This is a genomic window from Rhizobium sp. A37_96, from assembly GCF_053521765.1.
Window position 1 is genome coordinate 37,114 of the sequence record NZ_JBNWDS010000014.1, and the last position, 20,761, is coordinate 57,874.

The following is a 20,761-nucleotide window of genomic DNA, read 5'->3' on the forward strand; positions in this document are numbered from 1 at the left end:
CATGAGGACCGTTTTGCGGCGGGCCGGCGTCATCGTTGCCGTACTCTGGGGTGCGGCAACGATCGCGTTCGTCGCGATCAAGCTCATCCCCGGCGATCCGGTTTCGATATTGTCGGGCGGCGAGAACGTCGTCGGCGAGGCGGAGCGCGCCGCGCTGATCCGGGACTACGGGCTGGATCGGCCATTGATCGTGCAATATGCGCACTATCTCGGCAAGGCGCTCCGTGGCGACTTCGGAGACAGCTATCAGTACCGGCAACCCGTGCTGGAGGTCATCTACGAGGCGGCGGGGCCGACCCTGCAGCTGGCAGGCAGCGCCGTTGTTCTCGCCGTGCTGCTGGCGATCACCGTCGCCCTGGTGACGGCTGGCCGCCGCAGAAGCCTTGCAAGGCTGTCGTCGGGCTTCGAACTGATACTGCTGAGCACGCCGGTCTATTGGATCGGCATCGTCCTGCTGACGATTTTCAGCTTCAATCTGCAATGGTTTCCGGTAACCGGCGATGATGGTCTTTCGTCCCTTGTCCTGCCTGCGATTGCCCTTAGCCTGCCTTTGGCCGCCCTCTTGAGCCAGGTGCTTCGCGACGGACTGGAAGAGGCGCTGTCACAGCCATTTTCCCTGACCGTCAGGGCCAGGGGTGTCGGGGAAACGGTGTTGCGCGTCCGGCACGGGTTGCGCCATGCGGCGCTGGCGGCGTCGACGCTGACGGGCACCCTTCTTGCCAGCACGCTCGGCGGCTCGATCCTCACCGAAACGGTGTTCGGCCGGTCCGGAATCGGCCAGATCACGCTTCAGGCGATCAGGACACGCGACATGCCGCTGGTCCTGGGCCTCGTCATGCTGTCGGCCCTGGTTTTCGTGGTCGTCAATCTGCTGGTCGATGCCCTCTATCTCATGATCGATCCACGTTTGCGAAGGACGGAACTGTGAGCGCAGCCGATTTTACAGAGGATCGCCCGCAAGCGCATCGTCAAGCAGGCAGCCATCCGTGGCTGTCTTTCGGCTTGCTCGCGCCACTGGCATTCGTTGTCGTTCTGGGTGTGGCGATATGGGCGCCGCAATGGTTTTCCTCTTTCGATCCGGAGGCGGTCGATCCGAATGTGATATTGCAGGCGCCGGATGCCACGCACTGGTTCGGAACCGACGACTTGGGACGCGACCTCTTTTCCCGCGTTGTCTACGGCACGTCCCAGTCTCTGACCATCGGCATCGGCGCGACGCTGATTGCCAGCATCGGCGGCACTATTCTCGGCACGACGGCAGCTCTGGCGCCGCGGGTCATTGGCCGGTTGTTGCTGCGTGTCATCGATATCCTGCTGGCCTTTCCCGAAATGCTGCTGGCCTTACTGGTCATCGCCGTTCTCGGCCGGGGACCGGTCAACACGCTCCTGGCTGTGGGCCTTTCCAGCATAGCGAGCTATGCAAGGCTGATCCGCTCGCAGGTTCTTCAGGTCAGATTGTCCGGCTATGTCGAACATGCCGTTGCACTTGGCGAATCTCCCTGGACCATCATATTCCGGCATATCGTGCCGAACGCGATGCGCCCGCTGCTGATCCTGGCGACCATCGGCGTCGGGAGCGCCGTCCTTTCGGCATCGGCCCTGAGCTTTCTAGGGCTCGGCGTTGTCCCTCCTGCCGCCGAATGGGGCGCTCTTCTCGCCAACGGCCGCAATTTTCTCGACATAGCGCCATGGGTGAGCCTGCTGCCGGCAAGCGTCGTCGCTGTTTCCGTGATTTCGATCACGCTGCTGGGCCGGCGCCTGCAAACTCTTCTGGCGACGGGCGACCTGCGATGAACATTCAAACGAGCCTGCAAACCTTCCGCGGCGAAGCTGCCGGACAAAAGCCGCTGCTTGAGGTGAAGGGCCTGCAGGTGAGTTTTTCGACCTCGCAGGGTCGGGTGAATGCCGTGCGCGATCTTTCCCTGCAAATCGCCCCCGGAGAGATCTTTGCCCTGGTCGGCGAGTCCGGATCGGGAAAATCCGTGACGGCACGCACGATCATCGGCCTCGCCGGCCCCCGAGCTTCGGTGCGGGCCGACGCAATCACCCTGGCGACCCATGACGGCCGGGTTCTCGATCTCCTCGACCTGTCGGAGAAAGCCTGGCGGCGCGTGCGCGGTCGCGAGATCGGCTTCGTCCTTCAGGATGCTCTTGTTTCGCTCGACCCATTGAGAACGATCGGCCGCGAAATCGCCGAGCCCATTCTTGCGCATGGCCTGGCGCCGCGCTCGCTCGTTTCATCGCAGGTGCTGGAGCTGTTGAGCCGTGTCGGCGTTCCCGAGCCGGACGTGCGGGCAGGGCAGTACGCGCATGAACTGTCCGGTGGACTGCGGCAGAGGGCCTTGATCGCCTCGGCACTCGCAGCGCAACCAAGGCTGCTGATTGCCGACGAACCGACCACGGCGCTGGATGTCAGCATCCAGAAAAGAATACTGGCCATATTCAGGGAACTGGCCGACGCAGGCCACGGCATACTTCTGATCACGCACGATCTGGCGGTTGCCGCGCAACTCGCCCACAGGGTTGGCGTCATGCAGAACGGGCAGCTGGTCGAGACCGGGCCGGCCCATGATGTCCTGTCGCATCCCGGGCACGACTATACCCGGCGCCTGCTGGCTGCCGTACCGACTGCGGCAAACCGTGGTCGGCACCTGAGCAATCCCGCGTCTCCCCTGCCGAACCGGCAGACTATCCGTTCGGACGACCGCTTGCTGGAAGTTCGCAACATATCGAAGAGTTTCAGGCGTGGGGACGGCAGTCTTCTCCGCGCCGTGAAAGACGTGTCCCTTCACGTCGATCGCGGCGAGACGCTCGGCGTGGTTGGGGAATCCGGATCGGGCAAGACGACGCTCGGCAAGATCGCGCTCGCTCTGCAGTCTCCGGATTCCGGCGTCGTTCTGTTCGAGGGGCGTCCCTGGAGTTCGCTCCCGGAGCGCAGCCGCCGCCCCCTGCGGGCCGGCATGCAGACCATCAGCCAGGATCCGCTCAGCTCCTTCGATCCGCGCTTTACGGTGGAGCGCATCATCGCCCAGCCCTTGCGGCTCTATACCGGACTTGATCGGGCAAGGCGTCGCGAGAAGATCGTCAATCTGCTCGAACTGGTCGGCCTGTCGCCCGATTTGCTTGGCCGCCGGCCGCAAGCGCTTTCCGGTGGCCAGCGGCAGCGCGTGTCCATCGCCCAGGCGCTTGCGGCTGCGCCGAAGCTGCTGATCTGTGATGAGCCCGTTTCAGCCCTGGATGTCACGACGCAGGCACAGGTCCTGGATCTCCTGGTCGATCTGCAGGCGAGGCTCGGCCTGGCGATGATCTTTATTTCGCACGATCTTGGTGTCATCCAGCACGTCAGCCACCGGATCGTCGTCATGAAAGAAGGAGCGGTTGTTGAGGCCGGAGCGGTCGAGCAGGTCTTCGGGCAGCCGCAACATGCCTATACGCGCGAGCTCGTCGCCTCCGTGCCCAATTTTTCCAATCTCTAGCGAGAGCGCTTCAGGGCTTTTCCACGCTTGCGGCGCGACGGCGCCGGGCAGCGCATTCGGCGGCGGCGCAGCAAACGGGAAAAACATTTCTCTTCATCAGCCAAGATTGGGCGCTGCTCTCTCCAAAATGTGACAGTGAAAAAATACACTCCGGATGCTGAATTGCAGGAGTTAGTATGTCCAGCCAGGCCGCCAATGTCATCGATTTCCAAGCCTATCGCGATGCGCGCGACAGGAGCGTTGCGACTTCGCCGAGTGAAGACCCCGTCTTGCCTGTACAGCCGTTTCTGATGTGGGTCCCCTATATCGGTTTCATCCCGGTCGTGCCTTTCGGCAAGCAGCAAAATTATGGCGCTTGAGGTAGACGACCCAAGCCATCTGCCCTCGAGAGCTGACTCGCTCGACGAAATATCGGCGTTGACCGGCCAAAACCTCCGACGCTTGCGCACGCGCCGCGGCTATTCGCTGGATCGGCTTGCCAAGATATCCGGCGTCAGCAGGGCCATGCTCGGGCAGGTTGAGACAGGCAAAAGCAGCCCGACGATTACCATTCTCTGGAAGATTGCCGCAGCTCTGGATGTGCCTTGCGGCTCGCTGATCGCCGAACCGCGCGACACGGCGCTGCAGGTTCTCACCCATGCGAAGGCCAAGGTTCTATCGGCCTCGGAAGGGCGGTTTCAGACGCGGGCGCTTTTCCCCTATGAAAGCGAGCGGAAGGTAGAATTCTACGAATTGCGTATCGCACCGCATCACGCCGAACTGGCCGAGGCACATCGGCCGGGCACGCTGGAAAACCTGGTCGTTTCCCGGGGGACCGTGGAAATCGTGGCCGGCAGGCATGCGCCCCAGATTCTGGGGGAAGGGGATGCCATATTGTTCGAGGCCGACGTTGCGCACAGCTATCGCAACATGACGGGCAACGAGGCTGTGCTCTATCTGGTCACGAGCTACATCGAGGAAGTTCGCGGCTGAGCGCGGCGCAGTAAAAAAGCCGCCCTTGCGGGCGGCTGAAGCTGACGGAGATCCGGTATCAAATCCGGCTCAGGGAAGCGGTGATGATATCAGGCTGCTTCCATCATGCAGCACATCATCATGTTGCCGCACATCATCATCATCGGCATGCCGTTCGACATCATGGACATCATGCGCTTGCAGGCTTCCATGAACATGTCCTTGTCCATGCCGTCCATCGGCATCATTTCGCAGACCATGCCCTTGGCGGTCATCTTGCAGGTCATCTTGCCCATCATCATCTGCATCATGGGCATCATCATCGGGTTCATCATCGGCATCTGACCCATCATGGGCATGCCGCCCATCATCGGATTCATCATGGGCATGCCACCCATCATGGGGTTCATCATTGGATTCATCATCGGCATCATGTTCATTGCAGGATTCATCGTCGTCATCTCCCGTGATCCGCTGCGTTGCGGCCTTCAATGAGTGTTGAGTTATGCCAACTAATTTCTGCTTTCAATGCAGAAATATATTTTAATATTCTTTCCTCCAATAGAATAGATGTGCATCCGCTGATCCTGAGATTATTTTCACGATAGCAGAAAATCCTCTGTTATTTCAGAGGGCCGGCTGATGACGAACGATCGTCGATCGGGAGAAGGGCGCCGCTTGGCCGCTCGCTTTCAGAAAAGTTCATTTTCTTGGCAACGCGCGGATTCTCGAAAAATGATTCCTTTAGTGCACTAAATTTATAGACAATATGACAGGGCCATTCTGTTTCCGTCCGTAGCGCAGCCCGTCATTCATGTTTCCGGCTGCTTCGGGCGCCTGCGCCAGGAGTTCTCATGGATACGGTTCTCTATCTCGCCTCCCTCGCAACACGGCCCACCTCTTCGCTGAGCCGAAGGATCTGGCCGACCTTGCAGCATCTGCTGGCCGCCCTGATGGTCCTGGTTTCGCTTGCCCTTTTGCTGCACGCCGCCTGCGGTGCGTGACGTGTTGCGGAGGCCTGCTTTGCTGCTTCATGAACGGGAGTTATGAGTGACAAGAATATACAACGGTTTTGCGGATCTCATCGGAAACACGCCGCTTCTCGAGCTCCACAACTATCGGCGCAATAGGAATCTCGAGGCCAGAATTCTTGCCAAGATCGAGTATTTCAACCCGGCCGGCAGCGTGAAGGATCGCATTGCCTGGGGGATCATCAAGGAAGCCGAAGAGGCCGGAAAAATCCGCCCCGGCGATTTGCTGGTGGATGTGACGAGCGGCAATACCGGCATTGGCCTCGCTGCCGTCGCTGCCTCGCGCGGCTATCGGACGAAATTCTACCTCAGCGATAATATCAGCCAGGACAAGGTGAAGCTGCTTCGTCTCTTCGGTGCGGAGATCGTCACCGTGAAGAATGAGTTCTTTCTCGATCCGGAGGCGCTCGACAAGATCACGGCGCGCGTTCGGGAGGAAAATCCGACGGCCTTCTTTACCGATCAGCTCGCCAATCCGGCCAATCCGCACACCCATTTCGAAACGACGGGGCCGGAGATCTGGCGGGACACGGAGGGCACTATCGATATCTTCGTCACCGGCGTCGGCACCGGCGGCACCGTGTCCGGGGCGGGCAGGTTCCTGCGGTCCCGAAAGGCCGATCTGAAGATCGTGATCGCCGAACCGGCGGTCGAGTCCCTGCCGACCGAGGAAAACCCTTATCCGGACGAGATCGACGGCGTTCATAAGGTGACCGAGGTGCCGGCGGAGCAGTTGCCGCGCAACTTCGACACGACGATTGCCGACGAAGTGATCTCGCTGAATACCGCCGATGCGCGCGCCGCGGTGATAGCATTGGCCCGGGAAGAGGGGATATTTGCCGGAACATCGTCGGGCGCCATACTGTGGGTCGCGACCCAACTTGCGGCTCGAGCGGAAAATGCCGGAAAGCTCATCGTTGCAATCCTGCCCGATACCGGCGAGCGATATCTCTCGGCATTGACGGAACAGGCGCCATGAGCGGCGGGAGCGACCACCCAAAGCCGTTCGGGCCGAATACGCAGCTCGTACGTGCAGGCTACGATCCCTTCGACTATCACGGTTTCATCAATCCGCCGACAGTGCATGCATCGACCGTGCTCTTTCCGGACGCGCAGACGATGGAGCAGCACGGACAGAAATATACCTACGCTACTCGCGGCACGCCGACCACCGATGCGCTTTGCAATGCAATCAACGAGCTGGAAGGGGCGGCCGGCACGATCCTCGTCCCCTCCGGCCTTGCGGCCGTCACCATTGCGTTCCTTGCCTATCTGTCGCGCGGAGACCACGCGCTGGTCGTCGATTCCGTCTACGGCAACGTCCGGCATTTCTGCGACACGATGCTTGCCCGCTTCGGCATCGAGGTCGACTATTACGACCCGGCGATCGGCGCGGATATAGAAGCCCTTTTTCGTGCCAATACCAAGCTGATCCATACGGAGGCACCCGGCTCGAACACATTCGAGATACAGGATATTCCGGCCATTGCCGAGGTCGCGCATCGGCATGGTGCGGTGGTGACGATGGACAATACATGGGCAACGCCGCTCTTCTTCAAGCCGCTCGATTTCGGCGTCGACGTCTCCATCCAGGCATCGACGAAGTATCCGGCGGGCCATGCCGATATCCTGATGGGGACGATCTCGGCGAACGACAAGCACTGGCGGCAATTGAAGCGCGCGAACGGCGCTCTCGGCATGGCCGGATCGCCCGACGATGCCTATCAGGTTCTTCGCGGGCTGCGCACGATGGGCGTGCGGCTGGCACGACACCAGGCAAGCACCGTGGCGATCGCGAACTGGCTGGAAGGGCGTGCCGACGTCGCCCGCGTTCTTTATCCCGTTCTGGAGAGCTTTCCCGGTCACGATATCTGGAAGCGCGATTTCAAGGGCGCGGGAGGCGTGCTTTCCTTCGTGCTTGCAACCGACCGGAAAGATGATTTCAAGCCCAAGGCCCAGAGATTTCTCGACGAACTGTCGCTATTCGGCCTCGGCTATTCCTGGGGCGGCTATCAAAGCCTGGCGCTCCAGGTCGATCTCAGCGATCGGCGTGTCCTGCAGCCGCCCGAAGAGGGGCCGCTCATCCGCCTTCAGATCGGCCTGGAAGATATCGACGACCTTGTGGCTGATCTCGAGCGCGCCTTTGCGGCGGCGGCGCTCGCATAAGCAGCAAACCTATAGGCGTGGATAGCGCGGGAGCAAGCGGCACCGGCAAATCGGCGGTGCCATTTCCTGTCAGCCCGGATCGGCACCGAGCGTCAGGCGCGTTTCGCCGTGCTGACGCCTCCGGTTCCGGCAAGATAGGGCGGAAGTTCCAGGTTTGAGCGGAAATCGTCTCCCAGATAGTCCGTATCGACAAGTGCGCGGCGGCGCAGTTCCGGCAGCAGTCCGTTGACGAGCAGATCCTCCTGATCGGGGTTGCCGAAGCCGTGCAGGGAGAGGACATCCAGAACGCCCGCACGGAATCGCTCCTCGATCGCGTCGGCGAGTTGTTCCGGCGTGCCGGCGATGGACCAGTGTCCCGTCTCCTGCGCCTGGATGATCAGTTCCCGCAGGGTCAGTCCGTCGCGGGCATACCGCCGGAAAATCTCCACCCGTCCGCGCCGGCGATTGATGCTGGTGACTTCCGGCAACAGCGTTTCCGGCAGGGGCTTGTCGAGCGGCAGGTCGGAAAGGTCGAGATTTCCGCCCAGCATGTCCGCCAGTTTGAGGCGACCCTGCTCGTAGTCGATACGCTCGTGCTTTTCCTTCAGGCGCCTTGCCACATCCGCTTCCGACTCTCCGATCACCGAATGGAAAGAGTTCATTATGAAGGGCAGGCCGTTTGTCCGCCCGAACCCCTTCGCTTGACGACGCAGTTCCCTCGCAAAGGCAATGGCGTCTTCGAGCTTCGGCTGCGACGTGTAGACGACCTCGGCGTATCGCGCGCCGACACTCACGCCCGCCTCGGATTGTCCGGCCTGAAATTGAACCGGGCGCCCCTGCGGCGAGGGCGGCACGTTGAGCGGGCCGTCGACACCGAAATGCTTGCCACGATAGTTGATCGGGTGGAATTTCGAAGGATCGATGGCGATTGCGCCGGATGCCTTGCGCTCGGCCGCGTCCCTGTCATTGGCATCGTAGAGAGCATTGACGATTTCGATGAACTCGGCGGCGCGCTCGTAACGCTCTTCCGGGCTTGGCAGAGCCCCGCCGAAATTCTCCTCGCCGACCGAGGACGTCACCGCGTTCCAGCCGGCGCGTCCGCCGCTTGCGTGGTCCAGCGTGCCAATCTGCCGTGCCAGGTTATAGGGATGATGGAAGGTGGTGGAGACGGTCGCGATCAAGCCAATTTGCGAGGTCGCCTGGCTCAGCGCGGCAAGGGCTACGATCGGTTCCTGAATACCGGCGGTTCCCGCGAGGCCCGCGGGATCGATATGAAGGAGATCGGCGGTGAAGAGGCCGGTGATCTTCTCGGCTTCGGCCTTTCGGGCGAGTTCGACCGCTCGTCTGATGCCCGTTTGCGGGCTTGCATCGTTTCCCGCCGCAATGACGCTGGCCGCGCCGGTCAGGGTCTTCAGGTGCCGAATTGTCTTGAATGCCATGGCGGTTTCCTTGCGGTTTCGAAGATCTATGCGGGGCAGCTATCCGTGCCGGCGGCTGCGGTCCGCCGGATCAGATCATATGACAATTGTCCTCTCTCGACGGATCGGCTCATTTATTAATCTATATTTTTAATGGACTATTGAATCGAGCAATGATGTTTCAATCATCGACTCCACAATAAAAGATCATGTCCTGCCTAAAGGCGCGGCGATCTGCATCCTGACGGTGCGAAGTGACGAGCGGGATTTCGGACGTCGGCGCCACCGGGACGCTGGCGACACCGGACAGCTTTCAGACCGCAATTGGAGGCGCATTCTTCATGACTGATATCATCATCCGGTCGTCGCTGCCGGATCCCGCGGCCCAACCTTTGATCGAAGGGCTCATCGACGAATATGACGGAAGATACGGTGCGGTAAGTCGCCCCGGCGGCGCGCGCACCGAAATCATGCGTTACCCGCTCGCACTGTTTGCCCCGCCGCTCGGCGATTTTCTGCTGTTGCTGCGAGACGGACAAACCATCGCAGGTGGTGCTTTCATGAGCCATGACGATGAGACGGCCGAGCTCAAACGCATATGGACGCATCCCGAACTGCGGCGCCAGGGGCTGGCACGCCGCATCGTCATCGCCCTTGAGGAGAGCGCCGCCGAGCTCGGCTATTCGCGCGCTTATCTTTCCACCGGCTTTCGCCAGCCCGAGGCCGTGGCGCTTTACATATCGCTCGGATATCGGCCGCTGTTCGACACGACAGTCGATCCGGCTTTCTATCGCTCCCTGCCGTTCGAAAAGCATATTGGGGAAAAGGCCGGACGGGCCGGCTCGTCGCCAGTGTATCCTCCAGCCGCATCTTTCGAGGAAGCGACGGCTCGTGTCACCGAGCTGAAAGCCGAGCAGGAGGAGAAGATCAGGGCGCGTCTGGCGTCGTATGAAACATCCGCGGCCTGAGGGCTTGAGGCGTGCTCCAGCCGATCGGCCGGGGCATTGCGACCTGGGCTGAGGCTGCGTCGTGTCCGGCCGCCCTTCGGGGTTCCCGCGACCAACCTTGTCGAGGCAAGCCTGACGTGCTCAGCGAACGGGATTCATCAAGGAACCGACATGATTGTTTGCAACCCGAAGGCATATGAAACCGTGTGCCGAAGCGATCGAAGGTCCGTGCGCCAAGGCGAGATGGATCTGACGAATGATCTGGTCGCTCTAAGCCTGCGCGACGAGGTCGATCCGGGTCCAGACCCATCGCGGATACCGATTGCCGACGACGAGCTGGAGGCGCTGGCGCAGCGACTGCATCGCGAGGCCGAAGGAGAGGCGCTTTGGGTCTTCGCCTACGGTTCCCTGATATGGAAGCCGGATTTCGATGCCGTGGAGTCGCGCGTCGGCGCGATCAAGGGATGGCATCGCTCCTTCTGTCTTCGCATGACGCGCTGGAGAGGCTCCCTGGCGCAACCGGGGCTGATGCTCGCGTTGAAGAGGGGCGGATACTGCAAGGCGATCGTTTTCAGATTGAACGACGATGATCGCCTGGGTCAGATCAGGCGAATGCTGCGCCGCGAGATCGGCACGCTCAACGATGCCGCCGCCATACGGTGGATCCGGGTGCAGACGGACGAGGGTCCGGTGCGGGCTTTGGTCTTTTGGGCCGATCCGAAGGGGGCGCACGTCACCTCCAAACTATCGTTGGACGTGGTGGCTGCCATCCTGGCAAGGGCGTGCGGTCATAGAGGGTCCTGTGCCGAATATCTCTATCTCACCGTGAAGCATCTCGAGGCTCGGGGCATCCGGGATCTCAATCTCTGGAAACTTCAGACGCTCGTCGCAAACGAGCTCAGGGCGATCCACAAACTGGACAGCACGGCGATGGCTGTCCCTCCCGCCATTAGGGAGTCCGCGTGACGGCAGATATGCCGGCAATTGCGATGTGGTCGTGACGGGCTGCTGACGCCCGCTCCCGTCTTTTTCACGCGGCAGGGCTCCGGTCTTTCCTGTGATCCTCTTTATCACCTGGGGAAAGCAGGGCCGCGGGTGTATAACAAGAACATTCGATATTGGATCGGGCATCGGCATGCCCTAGATCAGGCTTGAAGAGAGCATGCATCAGCCGTCTTCCCGTACCTCCCGGGAAGGAGAAGGACACGCAATGATCTACGATGCCGTTATTGTGGGCTCCGGTTTTTCTGCCATCGCTACGGTTTGCAATCTCGTGGAACTGCTTCCCCAATCGGCATCAGTCGCTGTTATCGGCGATGATCCCGGCTTCGGGCGCGGCACTGCCTATCGCACCGAGCTGTATCTGCATCGTCTGAATGTGCCGGCCGGCCGGATGAGCCTGTTTCCGGACCGCCCGAACGCCTTCGTCGACTGGTTGCGGGAACATAAGCGACCCCTGGATGCCGGGGACTTCGCCTCCAGACAGGATTACGGCCTCTATATCCGCGACAGCCTGGCCGCTCTCCTGCGAAACAAGAAACCGCGCTGCCGGGTCGATTTCATCAAGGCGAAGGCGACCGGCTGTGTCGAGCGCTATGGTGGTGCGCTCGGCTTCCAGCTGGACAATGGCAATGAGATCGCCGGACGAAGCATAGTGCTTTGCCTGGGCGTCGGAAACGCCACGTTGCCGGTCGACCTCTCGCAATTGTCTGCCGACGCGCGGGCGCATATCGTCGAAAACCCATGGCGACTGTCCTGGCTCAGACGTGTCCAGACAGGCGACAGCGTTTGCATCCTCGGTTCGGGCCTGACGATGATCGATCAGGCCCTGGCCCTGTTCGCCCATGGTTTTACGGGACATGTGACCGTGTTGTCTCGTCGGGGGCTTGTTCCGCTTGCTCATGTCAGTCATCCGAAGCCGCCGATGGAGATCGACGTCGGAGCATTGCCCACGCAGCTGAGCGAACTCCTGCACGTCTTTCGCCACGAGAGCCGGCATGGCGACGACTGGCGCAGGCTCATGGACGGTCTGCGCCCGCAGACGCAAGCGCTCTGGAGCAGGCTGCCGGATGCCGAGCGGCGACGCTTTCTGCGTCATGCATTGCCCTGGTGGAACATCCATCGCCATCGCGTCGCGCCGGATGTATTCCTCAGGTTCGACGGCATGATTCAAAGCGGCCAGATTTCGGTTCGCGCCGGATACCTGCTGGATGTGGAGGGTGCCCGCCCGCTGACACTGCGCTATCGGCCGCGGGGAAAGAAGCTTGTCACATCCACACAGGCGGACTGGATCGTCAATTGTACCGGTATGGAGCGGGCGGGCATAGCACACTCACCGCTGCTGCAGGAAATGCGCCGTCAAGGTTTGATCGAAGCCGATCCGCTTGGCCTTGGCATCGTCGTCGACAAACAGTCGCGCATCCCGCGCTCGGAAGGTACCGATACGGTCATTTACGCAGTTGGGGCGCTCACCGCGGGCCAGTTCTGGGAAATCACGGCGGTGCCGGATATCCGCTTACAGGCGAGGAGCGTCGCTCAAGCCATAGCCGGGAAAGTCTGAGTTCCGGACCTGCTTTTTGCTGAGATCACGGTCGTCTGCCTGTTTGAAAGCAGCTGGAGCCGATCGGGCAGTTTCGGGAAAAAATATTCCACCCATGCGTATTCACGGGTATTTCCGTCTTTGCCTATAAAATACATGGACTTTATCTTCCCCGGTTATGGCTGTCGTGCTCATCGCCATGGTCTCCTCGTGCAATTTGCGGGCGGCCATGTCCTGTGTGGCCTGCGCTGAATCTGCAATACCGTCGGGAGTGATCCGTGACCGATCAGATCGTATCACCGGTTTTACCGGAGCTTGAAGAGGGCAGCGCCAGGCGCCCCTTGCCGCCACGCGTTCCGCATCTCGTCCGGTCGGATGCCGAAGCGCTGGAGATTGCGGATGGTCTCGCGGCCCGTTTTGCGGCGGGCGCCTCGCAGCGGGATCGCGAACGTCGCCTTCCCTGGGACGAGGTGGAGGCTTATACTGCAAGCGGGCTCGGCGGCATAACCGTTCCCAAGGAATTCGGCGGAGCCGACGTTTCCCATGTGACGCTTGCCAAGGTTTTCGAAATCCTGTGCGCCGCCGATCCGGCACTTGGACAGATCCCGCAGAACCAGTTCGGCGTGCTCGCCCTGCTGCGCGATGTCGGCTCCCGCGAGCAGAAGAGCCGTATCTACGGCGATATTCTGAGCGGCTATCGCATCGGCAATGCCGGGCCGGAGCGCGGGCAGAGGGCGGTCAATCACAGCACGACCCGTATTTCTCATTCGCCTTACGGGCCACGGTTGACGGGGCGGCGCTTCTATTCCACCGGTGCCATCTTCGCCCATTGGATTCCGACGCGCGCCGTCGACGACCAGGGACAGGCAGTGCAGGTCTGGGTTCGCTATGATGCCCCCGGCGTGCGCGTGATCGACGACTGGTCTTCCTTCGGTCAGCGGACCACGGCGAGCGGATCGGTCGAATTCGTCGATGTGCCTGTCGATAGGAATCTGATCTTTCCGGTCTGGTCCTACGTGAACAAGCCTGGTCTGGCTGGACCTGTCTCGCAGCTCATACAGGCCGCCATCGATTCCGGCATAGCCGTTGCGGCCATTGCCGATACCCTCGCATTTGTTCGCGATCATGCGCGGCCGTGGATGGATTCCGGTCTGCAATCGGCCTGCGAAGACCCGACCATCCTGCATGAAATCGGTGATCTGCACACCGAACTGCACGCGGCGCAGGCATTGCTCTACGAGGCGGGCGCGATCATCGACGAAGTTGCGCGGGCGCCCGTCACCGACGCCTCCAGTGCAAGGGCCTCCGTCGCCGTTGCCGAGGCCAAGATCCTGACGACGGAGATTGCCCTGCAAGCAACCGAGAAGCTCTTCGATCTTGCCGGCTCCGCTGCCACGCGCGCGTCCCACAACCTTGATCGGCACTGGCGCAATGCCCGTGTCCATACGCTTCACGATCCGGTTCGGTGGAAGTATCACCTGCTCGGCAATTATCAGCTCAACGGTGTATTCCCGAACCGTCATCAATGGAATTGATCGAGAAGACCATGACGAACACCGATCCTCATCCCGCAATCGAAGCCGCGCCGGCCCCGGCGGAGCGGCCAGATCTGATTGCGGATGACCGTCAGGCCATTCAGGTCGCGACCGAACTGGCGGCAACGTTTGCCGAGGGGAGCGCCGAACGCGACAGAGATCGCCTGCTGCCGTGGCGGGAGCTGGAAAGCTTCAGCCGCAGCGGCCTGTGGGGCATGACCGTTCCGCGCGCATTCGGCGGCGCCGGCGTTTCCACCGAAACCTTGGCCAGCGTCATTGCCATTATCGGCGCTGCCGACGGATCGTTGTCGCAAATTCCACAAAATCATTTTTATGCGATCGAGGTCCTGCGCGTCGGCGCGTCGGTTGAGCAGCAACGCTTCTTTTATGATCGGGTTCTGGCCGGCGAGCGTTTCGGCAACGCGCTGGCCGAAATCGGCAAGCGTGATTTCAAGCGACGTACACGGCTCCACCGGAAAGCCGGCGAATGGCGTGTCGACGGAAAGAAATTCTATTGCACCGGCGCCATATATGCGCACTGGATTCCGACTCTCGTCGTTGCCGAGGAAGAGGGGAGAGATGTGACCTATCTCGCCTTCGTGCCGCGAAACGCGCCCGGGGTCACCGTCATTGACGATTGGGACGGTTTCGGCCAACGGGTTACCGGCAGCGGCTCGGTCGAATTCGCGCAGGTGAAGGTGGAGCCGGAATGGATCGTGCCGTTCCAGGCCTCCTTCGAGCGACCGACGACGATCGGCCCGGTGGCGCAGATCATGCATGCGGCAATCGATCTCGGGATAGGGCAGGGCGCCTATCGGGAGACGTTGCGCTTCGTCCGCGAGCGGGCGCGGCCCTGGCTCGACTCCAGGGTCGAGCATGCGGCGGACGATCCCTTGACATTGCACCAGGTCGGCAATGTCTGGCTGCGTCTGCGCGCCGCCGAGGCACTGCTGAAGCGGGCGGGGAAAGAGACGGATGCCGCCCGCGCCGATATGACGGAAGACAGCGTGGCCCGGGCCTCGATCGCAGTCGCCGAAGCAAAGATCCTCGCGACCAAGGCCAGCCTGCTTGCCGCAAACAAGCTGTTCGAGCTTTCGGGCACGTCATCGACCTTTGCCGGCGACAATCTCGATCGCCACTGGCGCAACGCACGCACGCATACGCTTCATGACCCTGTACGGTGGAAATATCAGGCCGTCGGAGACTATTATCTCAACGGCAAGCGCCCGCCGCGTCATGGTGCGATCTGAATTGGAACGACAGGTAAAATGGTGACCAAGAAAAAGCAGATCCTGCTCAATGCATTCAACATGAACTGCGTGGGACATATCAATCACGGGCTATGGACGCATCCGCGCGATCAGTCCGACCGTTACAAGACGCTCGGCTACTGGACTTCGCTTGCCGCCACCTTGGAGCGCGGCCTGTTCGACGGCATATTCCTGGCCGACATTCTCGGCGTCTACGATGTTTACCAGGGCTCCGTCGATCTTACCTTGCGGGAATCCATTCAGCTGCCGGTCAACGATCCCTTGCTGCTTGTGCCTGCCATGGCGGCCGTGACGCAGCATCTTGGTTTCGGCGTAACCGTCAATGCCGGCGCGGATGCGCCATACGTTTTTGCAAGACGCATGTCGACGCTGGATCATCTGACCAGCGGGCGCATCGGCTGGAACATCGTCACCGGCTATCTCGATAGCGCCGCCCGGGGCCTGGGCCTCGATATGCAACTCGAGCATGATACCCGTTACGATCGGGCCGACGAATATCTCGAAGTACTCTACAAGCTTTGGGAGGGGAGCTGGGAAGACGGCGCTGTCCTCGTGGACAGGGAAAGGCGCATCTATGCCGATCCGGCAAAGGTCCATGCGATCGATCATGAAGGGAAATTCTATCGCTCGCGCGGCTACCACCTGGCGGAACCGTCGATCCAACGCACGCCGGTTCTCTATCAGGCAGGGACGTCCGGCAGGGGCAGGCAATTTGCCGCCCGCCACGCCGAATGCATCTTCATTGCCGCCGCCGACAAAAGCGCGGCGCGCGCGGCTGTCCGGTCCTTGCGCGAGGCGGTCGTTTCCGCCGGGCGAAGACCCGATGACGTGAAGATATTCCTCGGCATAACCGTCATTACGGACCGGTCGGCCGCCGCGGCGCAGGAAAAATACACCGAATACCTGCGCTATTCCAATCCCGAGGCGGGGCTGGCGCATTTTTCGGCTAGCACGGGCGTCGATTTTTCCCGGTACGACCTCGACGAGCCCATCGTCTACGGAACGTCCAACGCCAGCCAATCGGCAACGCAGACCGCGCAGCAGCGTGGCTGGACAAGGCGGCAATTGCTGCATGAGCTTGCCATCGGCGGCCGCTATCCCGTGATTGTCGGCGATGCGGCAACGGTTGCGGACGAGCTTGCGGCATGGGTCGCCGAGGGTGAGGTCGATGGCTTCAATCTCACCAGGACCGTGGCGCCGGAAGGCTTTGAGGATTTCATCGATATTGTCGTGCCCGCCCTGCAGGACCGTGGTCTTTACAAGACGTCCTATGCGGAAGGCTCGTTGCGACGAAAGATCTTCGATGAGAACGACCGGCTGCCCGAGCGTCACAGCGGCGCGTCCTATCGATATCGGTAGGCAATTCCTGCCATTTCGAGTGAAGGCCGCCGCTGCGGGTCGTGTCGCTTTTCACAGCCGATCTTCGCGGTTTGAGTGCGCTTCCGATCTAGCAAGGCAATGCGACTGGAGCCGGAGAGAGCGTCGTTCGGCTTGACAAATGCATCGTTTGATCCAACCATATGCGGATGAAAGCATCGCACTTCCATATTGCGTCCTGTCCGACGCATCGGCCGTTTCCCATCGCGGGAAACTGACCCCGGCTCGGCCCATGTCCCGAGTACGGGGCTTGTTTTTCATCCTGCATTTTTCTCCTTGACCGTCAGGAAAGCCAAGGCTTTCCGCAGTATTCGGTTAGCACCAGCGCGAGCACCATCATGTCAGCAAAACAGAAAGTCGGCCTCCATCAGGGCAAGCCCAATATCGTCATTTGCCATACGGATCGCGAGAGGTTGACGAAGCTTGCAGAAGCGATTTCCGATCGTTCACCTGATATTGCCGAGGAGCTGCTGGTCGAACTCGACAGAGCCAAAGTCGTGAAAGATGGAGGTCTGCCGGGAAATATCGTGCGGATGGGGTCGTCCGTGAAATATCGCTCGGATGACGGACAGGAGCGTCATGTATCGCTGGTCTATCCTGGCGAGGCAGACATTTCGCTTGGGAAGATTTCTATTCTCACCCCGATCGGGACAGCCTTGATCGGGCTTTCCGCCGGTCAGTCGATCGATTGGATCGCCCGCGACGAACGCAGCCACCACCTGACGGTCATAACCGTCGAAGCTCCGGATCCGGTGAGGAAAGGAGAGGCTTGACAGGCCCGTCGAAGGCACCTTCGCGTCTGCATGTTCCCGGCACGCTCAATCGGTGTGCACTCGCAATCGCTGTCTGGCGCCGCAATGCAATGATTATCCAGGCGCCAAAGCGTGTCGCGATCGTTCACGCTCGCTTCGGTCGCCTTTGCGCGGCATGTCTTAGATCGCAACCAGATGACTTGGAGATACGGTTCGATATTCGAGCGGTTTCGCCAAATAATCGACCGGCCGGATCGGGCTCTTCAACTCGTCGCTCGCAGCCATGCGCTTCTCGCGCCGGCGATCGGGATCCGGCACGGGAACGGCGGCCATCAGCTTCTTCGTGTAGTCATGTTGCGGGTTGCCGAAGACCGCCGCCCGCGGGCCGATCTCGACGATTTCGCCCAGATACATTACGGCGACGCGATGGCTGACGCGCTCCACCACCGCCATGTCGTGCGAGATGAACAGGAAGGAGAGGTTCAGTCTCTGCTGGAGATCGAGCATCAGGTTGATGACCTGCGCCTTGATCGATACGTCGAGCGCCGACACACTTTCGTCAGCGACGATCACCTTCGGCTCAAGCGCCAGCGCGCGGGCGATACAGATGCGCTGACGCTGGCCGCCGGAGAATTCGTGCGGATAGCGGCCGGCCATGTCCGGTGTCAGCCCCACCTTGCGCAGCATGTCGGCAACGACGTCCTTTGCCTGCGTGGCCGTTCCCATTCCGTGTTCGAGATAGGGTTCGGCAATTGCCTGGCCGACCGTCATGCGCGGGTTGAGTGAAGCGAACGGGTCCTGGAAGATCATCTGCACGGATTTGCGCATCTCGCGCATTTCGCGCTTGTTGAGCGAGAGCACGTCGCGGCCGCCGACGATGACGGAGCCGGATTGCGGCTCGATCAACCGCATGATGGCGCGGCCGGTGGTCGACTTGCCGCAACCGGATTCGCCAACGAGAGACAAGGTCTCGCCGGCAAAGAGATCGAAGGAAACATTCTCGACCGCGTGCACGCGGCCCTTCAGGCTGCCGAACAGACCCGAATGGATGTCGAAGCGCTTGGTGAGGTTCTTCACCTGGAGGACCGGCTTTTCCGTGGCCACCGTATCCGGGACTTCGACAGGCGTGTCGGATTCCCCCGTTGTCGTATTGACGACAGGAAAGCGCAGCGGCCGCTCGTATGCCTGCATCGAGCCGAGTACGGGCACGGCCGACAGCAGCGCGCGGGTATAGGGATGCTGGCCGCGATGGAAGATATCGGCCGTCGCGCCCGTCTCCACCTGCTCGCCGCGAAACATGACGACCGTGCGATCGGCGATTTCCGCGACCACCCCCATGTCGTGGGTGATGAACAGGACAGAGGTTCCTTCTTCTTCCTGCAGCATTTTGATGAGGTCGAGAATCTGGCCCTGGATCGTGACGTCGAGCGCCGTCGTCGGTTCGTCCGCGATCAGCAGTCTCGGTTTCGACGCCAAGGCCATGGCGATCATCACGCGCTGGCGCATGCCGCCGGAAAAGCGGTGCGGATATTCGTTGAAGCGCGAGGCGGCCGACGGGATCCGGACCTTCTCCAGCAGCCGGATCGTTTCCGCTTTGGCGTCCGCGGGCGACATGTCCTTGTGGCAGAGCAGCGCCTCGGAAATCTGATCGCCGATCGTGAAGAGCGGATTGAGTGATGTCATCGGTTCCTGGAAGATCATCGAGACATCGTTGCCGCGCACCTTGCGCATCTCGTGCTCGGGAAGCGAAAGCAGGTTGCGGCCGCCGAGCATGATCTTGCCCTCGATGCGGCTTGAATCGCTCTGCAGCAACCGCATGATCGAAAGCGAGGTCACGCTCTTGCCCGAGCCGCTTTCACCGACGATCGCTAGCGTCTCTGCCGGAGAGACCGAGAAGGAAACATTTCGCACGACCGGCTTCCATTCGCCGTCCACCAGGAACGAGGTGGTGAGGTTCTCGACGGAGAGAACCGGTTCGGCAGCCTCTATGGTCTTTACCTGCGATGTGCTCATCTTTGTTCCTTTCTTTCGGTCCGCCTCACCGATCAATCCGGCCAATTCAGCACACCGTCGAAGCGATGCCTGCTGCGGTTCTCGATCGGCGTTGCAATGATCTCGTTGGATGCGCGCGCCTTGTCGAGTTCTTCGCCGAGGCGGGTCGCCACGATCGTTTCCTGACCGGGATGCAGGTTGCATGGATCGAGATAGAAATAGTGGTGCTCCACCTCATGGTCCCGAACGATGACGGGTGGATTGCCGCGGCCGAGCGCGGCGGCAAGGTCCCAGGCGCTGATATGCGCTTCCGGGGCCGAGATGACGACGCGAAGACGGTCGAGCGGGTTGTTGGTCGGATCCGGCTCGATCAAGGCGGTGACGCCGGGGCGGCCATCCAGAGTTCGCTTCCACAAATTCAGATAGCCGGTTTCGCGTTCGCGGATGCCTGAATGGTCGCGCTTTTCCCATGCTTCCAACGCCGCCATGACACCATAGACGCTTTCCTTGCCGACCTTCATGCCTCGGCCGATGCCCATATTCTGAAGGAAGGCATTGCGGACCAGCTCCTTCTTTCCGGTGACGATGCCGGAGGTCGGGCCGCCAAGGAACTTATGGCCGGAATAGAGTACGATATCGGCGCCCTGAGCCAGGAAAAGCTTCAGATCATATTCCGAAGCCGCATCGACGATGACCGGTACGCCCTTGGCATGGGCTATCTCCACGAATTCGGTCAGATGCAGCAGGCCATAATTCACCACATGATGCGACACGACATAGACGGCTGCCGCGGTTTTCTCCGTTATGGCGTTTTCCATGTGGAAACGGTGCGTCGACGTCGCCTGGCCGACCAGCACGGTCTTGCCGCCGGCAAGGCGGATCGCCTGGTCGACGGGCGCGCCATAGCTCACCACATGGCCCATCTGCAGGATGACTTCGTTCTTTTCCGACGCGACGTCGGGCAATTTCTCGATGGCGAGCAGGTTGTTGCTGGTGATGGCGCCGGCGACCGCGAGGCTGATGCCCGAGGAGCAGGATGCCGTCACGAAGCCCGCTTCACCGCCCGTCAGACGCGCGATGACGGCGCTTGCCTTGCGCTGGAGGTCATTGATTTCCACGAACTGCGGCAAGATCGCCGTCATGGCCGCAATGGCTTCGGGAACGACGATCGACGCGCCAAGGCTCGTCATCGTGCCGGATACGTTGATGACGGGCCTCAGACCGATTTTGGTACGGATATCATCGGACATTCTGTCTCTCCAAAGTGACGGCAGGCTGCTGATTGTCATCGACAGTTATGCCATAGTAATGTAATAGCTTGTCAAAA

General features: G+C 60.9%; 19 protein-coding genes. 15 read left to right on the top strand and 4 right to left on the bottom strand.

Features of this window, described 5'->3' with window-relative positions; genetic code table 11:
• Position 1: 1 nt before the first annotated feature.
• The 5 genes from ACQZ6J_RS26625 (at position 2) to ACQZ6J_RS26645 (ending at position 4,448) form a co-directional block, all read left to right on the top strand.
• Positions 2-928 carry an ABC transporter permease gene (locus tag ACQZ6J_RS26625; protein WP_449086330.1) on the top strand — a complete coding sequence of 309 codons (927 nt, stop codon included), beginning with the start codon at positions 2-4 and terminating at the stop codon, positions 926-928.
• Positions 925-1,794: an ABC transporter permease gene (locus ACQZ6J_RS26630; RefSeq protein ID WP_449086331.1), complete on the top strand. Its 870-nt coding sequence runs from the start codon at positions 925-927 to the stop codon at positions 1,792-1,794. The genes ACQZ6J_RS26625 and ACQZ6J_RS26630 overlap by 4 nt, the downstream gene beginning before the upstream one ends.
• Positions 1,791-3,476, top strand: a complete 1,686-nt coding sequence (locus ACQZ6J_RS26635) for a dipeptide ABC transporter ATP-binding protein (RefSeq protein ID WP_449086332.1) — start codon at positions 1,791-1,793, stop codon at positions 3,474-3,476. The genes ACQZ6J_RS26630 and ACQZ6J_RS26635 overlap by 4 nt, the downstream gene beginning before the upstream one ends.
• Before the next feature lie 176 nt (positions 3,477-3,652).
• Positions 3,653-3,835, top strand: coding sequence for a hypothetical protein (locus ACQZ6J_RS26640; protein ID WP_163988220.1), 183 nt, complete (start codon positions 3,653-3,655; stop codon positions 3,833-3,835).
• Positions 3,825-4,448, top strand: coding sequence for a helix-turn-helix domain-containing protein (locus tag ACQZ6J_RS26645; RefSeq protein WP_163988222.1), 624 nt, complete (start codon positions 3,825-3,827; stop codon positions 4,446-4,448). The genes ACQZ6J_RS26640 and ACQZ6J_RS26645 overlap by 11 nt, the downstream gene beginning before the upstream one ends.
• Positions 4,449-4,537: 89 nt before the next feature.
• Here ACQZ6J_RS26645 and ACQZ6J_RS26650 read toward each other — a convergent pair whose 3' ends face one another.
• Positions 4,538-4,888, bottom strand: coding sequence for a hypothetical protein (locus ACQZ6J_RS26650; protein WP_449086333.1), 351 nt, complete (start codon positions 4,886-4,888; stop codon positions 4,538-4,540).
• 393 nt (positions 4,889-5,281) lie between these two features.
• Between ACQZ6J_RS26650 and ACQZ6J_RS26655 the strand changes: the two genes are divergently transcribed.
• From ACQZ6J_RS26655 to ACQZ6J_RS26665, 3 genes are read left to right on the top strand one after another with little or no spacing between them, the layout of a single operon-like run.
• Complete coding sequence (locus tag ACQZ6J_RS26655) at positions 5,282-5,431, top strand: hypothetical protein (RefSeq protein ID WP_163988226.1); 150 nt, start codon at positions 5,282-5,284, stop codon at positions 5,429-5,431.
• Between the two features lie 46 nt (positions 5,432-5,477).
• The gene (locus ACQZ6J_RS26660; protein WP_449086334.1) at positions 5,478-6,437 is read left to right on the top strand and encodes a PLP-dependent cysteine synthase family protein; all 960 of its coding nucleotides are present in this window, start codon (positions 5,478-5,480) and stop codon (positions 6,435-6,437) included.
• Positions 6,434-7,624, top strand: coding sequence for a cystathionine beta-lyase (locus ACQZ6J_RS26665; protein WP_449086335.1), 1,191 nt, complete (start codon positions 6,434-6,436; stop codon positions 7,622-7,624). The genes ACQZ6J_RS26660 and ACQZ6J_RS26665 overlap by 4 nt, the downstream gene beginning before the upstream one ends.
• A gap of 92 nt (positions 7,625-7,716) precedes the next feature.
• On the opposite strand, the gene ACQZ6J_RS26670 is transcribed toward ACQZ6J_RS26665, so the two are convergent.
• Complete coding sequence (locus tag ACQZ6J_RS26670) at positions 7,717-9,042, bottom strand: NtaA/DmoA family FMN-dependent monooxygenase (RefSeq protein WP_449086336.1); 1,326 nt, start codon at positions 9,040-9,042, stop codon at positions 7,717-7,719.
• A 320-nt stretch (positions 9,043-9,362) separates the two neighbouring features.
• Between ACQZ6J_RS26670 and ACQZ6J_RS26675 the strand changes: the two genes are divergently transcribed.
• From ACQZ6J_RS26675 to rnk, 7 genes are all read left to right on the top strand, one after another.
• Complete coding sequence (locus tag ACQZ6J_RS26675) at positions 9,363-9,989, top strand: GNAT family N-acetyltransferase (RefSeq protein WP_449086337.1); 627 nt, start codon at positions 9,363-9,365, stop codon at positions 9,987-9,989.
• Between the two features lie 222 nt (positions 9,990-10,211).
• A complete protein-coding gene (locus tag ACQZ6J_RS26680; RefSeq protein ID WP_449086338.1) occupies positions 10,212-10,934 on the top strand; it encodes a gamma-glutamylcyclotransferase in 723 nt (240 codons plus the stop codon).
• A 244-nt stretch (positions 10,935-11,178) separates the two neighbouring features.
• Positions 11,179-12,528 carry an FAD/NAD(P)-binding protein gene (locus tag ACQZ6J_RS26685; protein WP_449086339.1) on the top strand — a complete coding sequence of 450 codons (1,350 nt, stop codon included), beginning with the start codon at positions 11,179-11,181 and terminating at the stop codon, positions 12,526-12,528.
• A gap of 257 nt (positions 12,529-12,785) precedes the next feature.
• Positions 12,786-14,042: an SfnB family sulfur acquisition oxidoreductase gene (locus ACQZ6J_RS26690; protein ID WP_449086340.1), complete on the top strand. Its 1,257-nt coding sequence runs from the start codon at positions 12,786-12,788 to the stop codon at positions 14,040-14,042.
• Between the two features lie 11 nt (positions 14,043-14,053).
• Positions 14,054-15,292: an SfnB family sulfur acquisition oxidoreductase gene (locus ACQZ6J_RS26695; RefSeq protein WP_449086341.1), complete on the top strand. Its 1,239-nt coding sequence runs from the start codon at positions 14,054-14,056 to the stop codon at positions 15,290-15,292.
• Between the two features lie 18 nt (positions 15,293-15,310).
• Positions 15,311-16,672 (top strand): LLM class flavin-dependent oxidoreductase, encoded by a 1,362-nt coding sequence (locus ACQZ6J_RS26700; RefSeq protein WP_449086342.1) that lies wholly within the window; start codon positions 15,311-15,313, stop codon positions 16,670-16,672.
• A gap of 356 nt (positions 16,673-17,028) precedes the next feature.
• The gene (gene rnk / locus ACQZ6J_RS26705; protein ID WP_163988244.1) at positions 17,029-17,463 is read left to right on the top strand and encodes a nucleoside diphosphate kinase regulator; all 435 of its coding nucleotides are present in this window, start codon (positions 17,029-17,031) and stop codon (positions 17,461-17,463) included.
• Positions 17,464-17,622: 159 nt separating this feature from the next.
• On the opposite strand, the gene ACQZ6J_RS26710 is transcribed toward rnk, so the two are convergent.
• Positions 17,623-19,455 carry an ABC transporter ATP-binding protein gene (locus ACQZ6J_RS26710; RefSeq protein WP_449086343.1) on the bottom strand — a complete coding sequence of 611 codons (1,833 nt, stop codon included), beginning with the start codon at positions 19,453-19,455 and terminating at the stop codon, positions 17,623-17,625.
• Between the two features lie 32 nt (positions 19,456-19,487).
• Positions 19,488-20,684 carry an aminotransferase class V-fold PLP-dependent enzyme gene (locus ACQZ6J_RS26715; protein WP_449086344.1) on the bottom strand — a complete coding sequence of 399 codons (1,197 nt, stop codon included), beginning with the start codon at positions 20,682-20,684 and terminating at the stop codon, positions 19,488-19,490.
• Positions 20,685-20,761 lie beyond the last annotated feature (77 nt).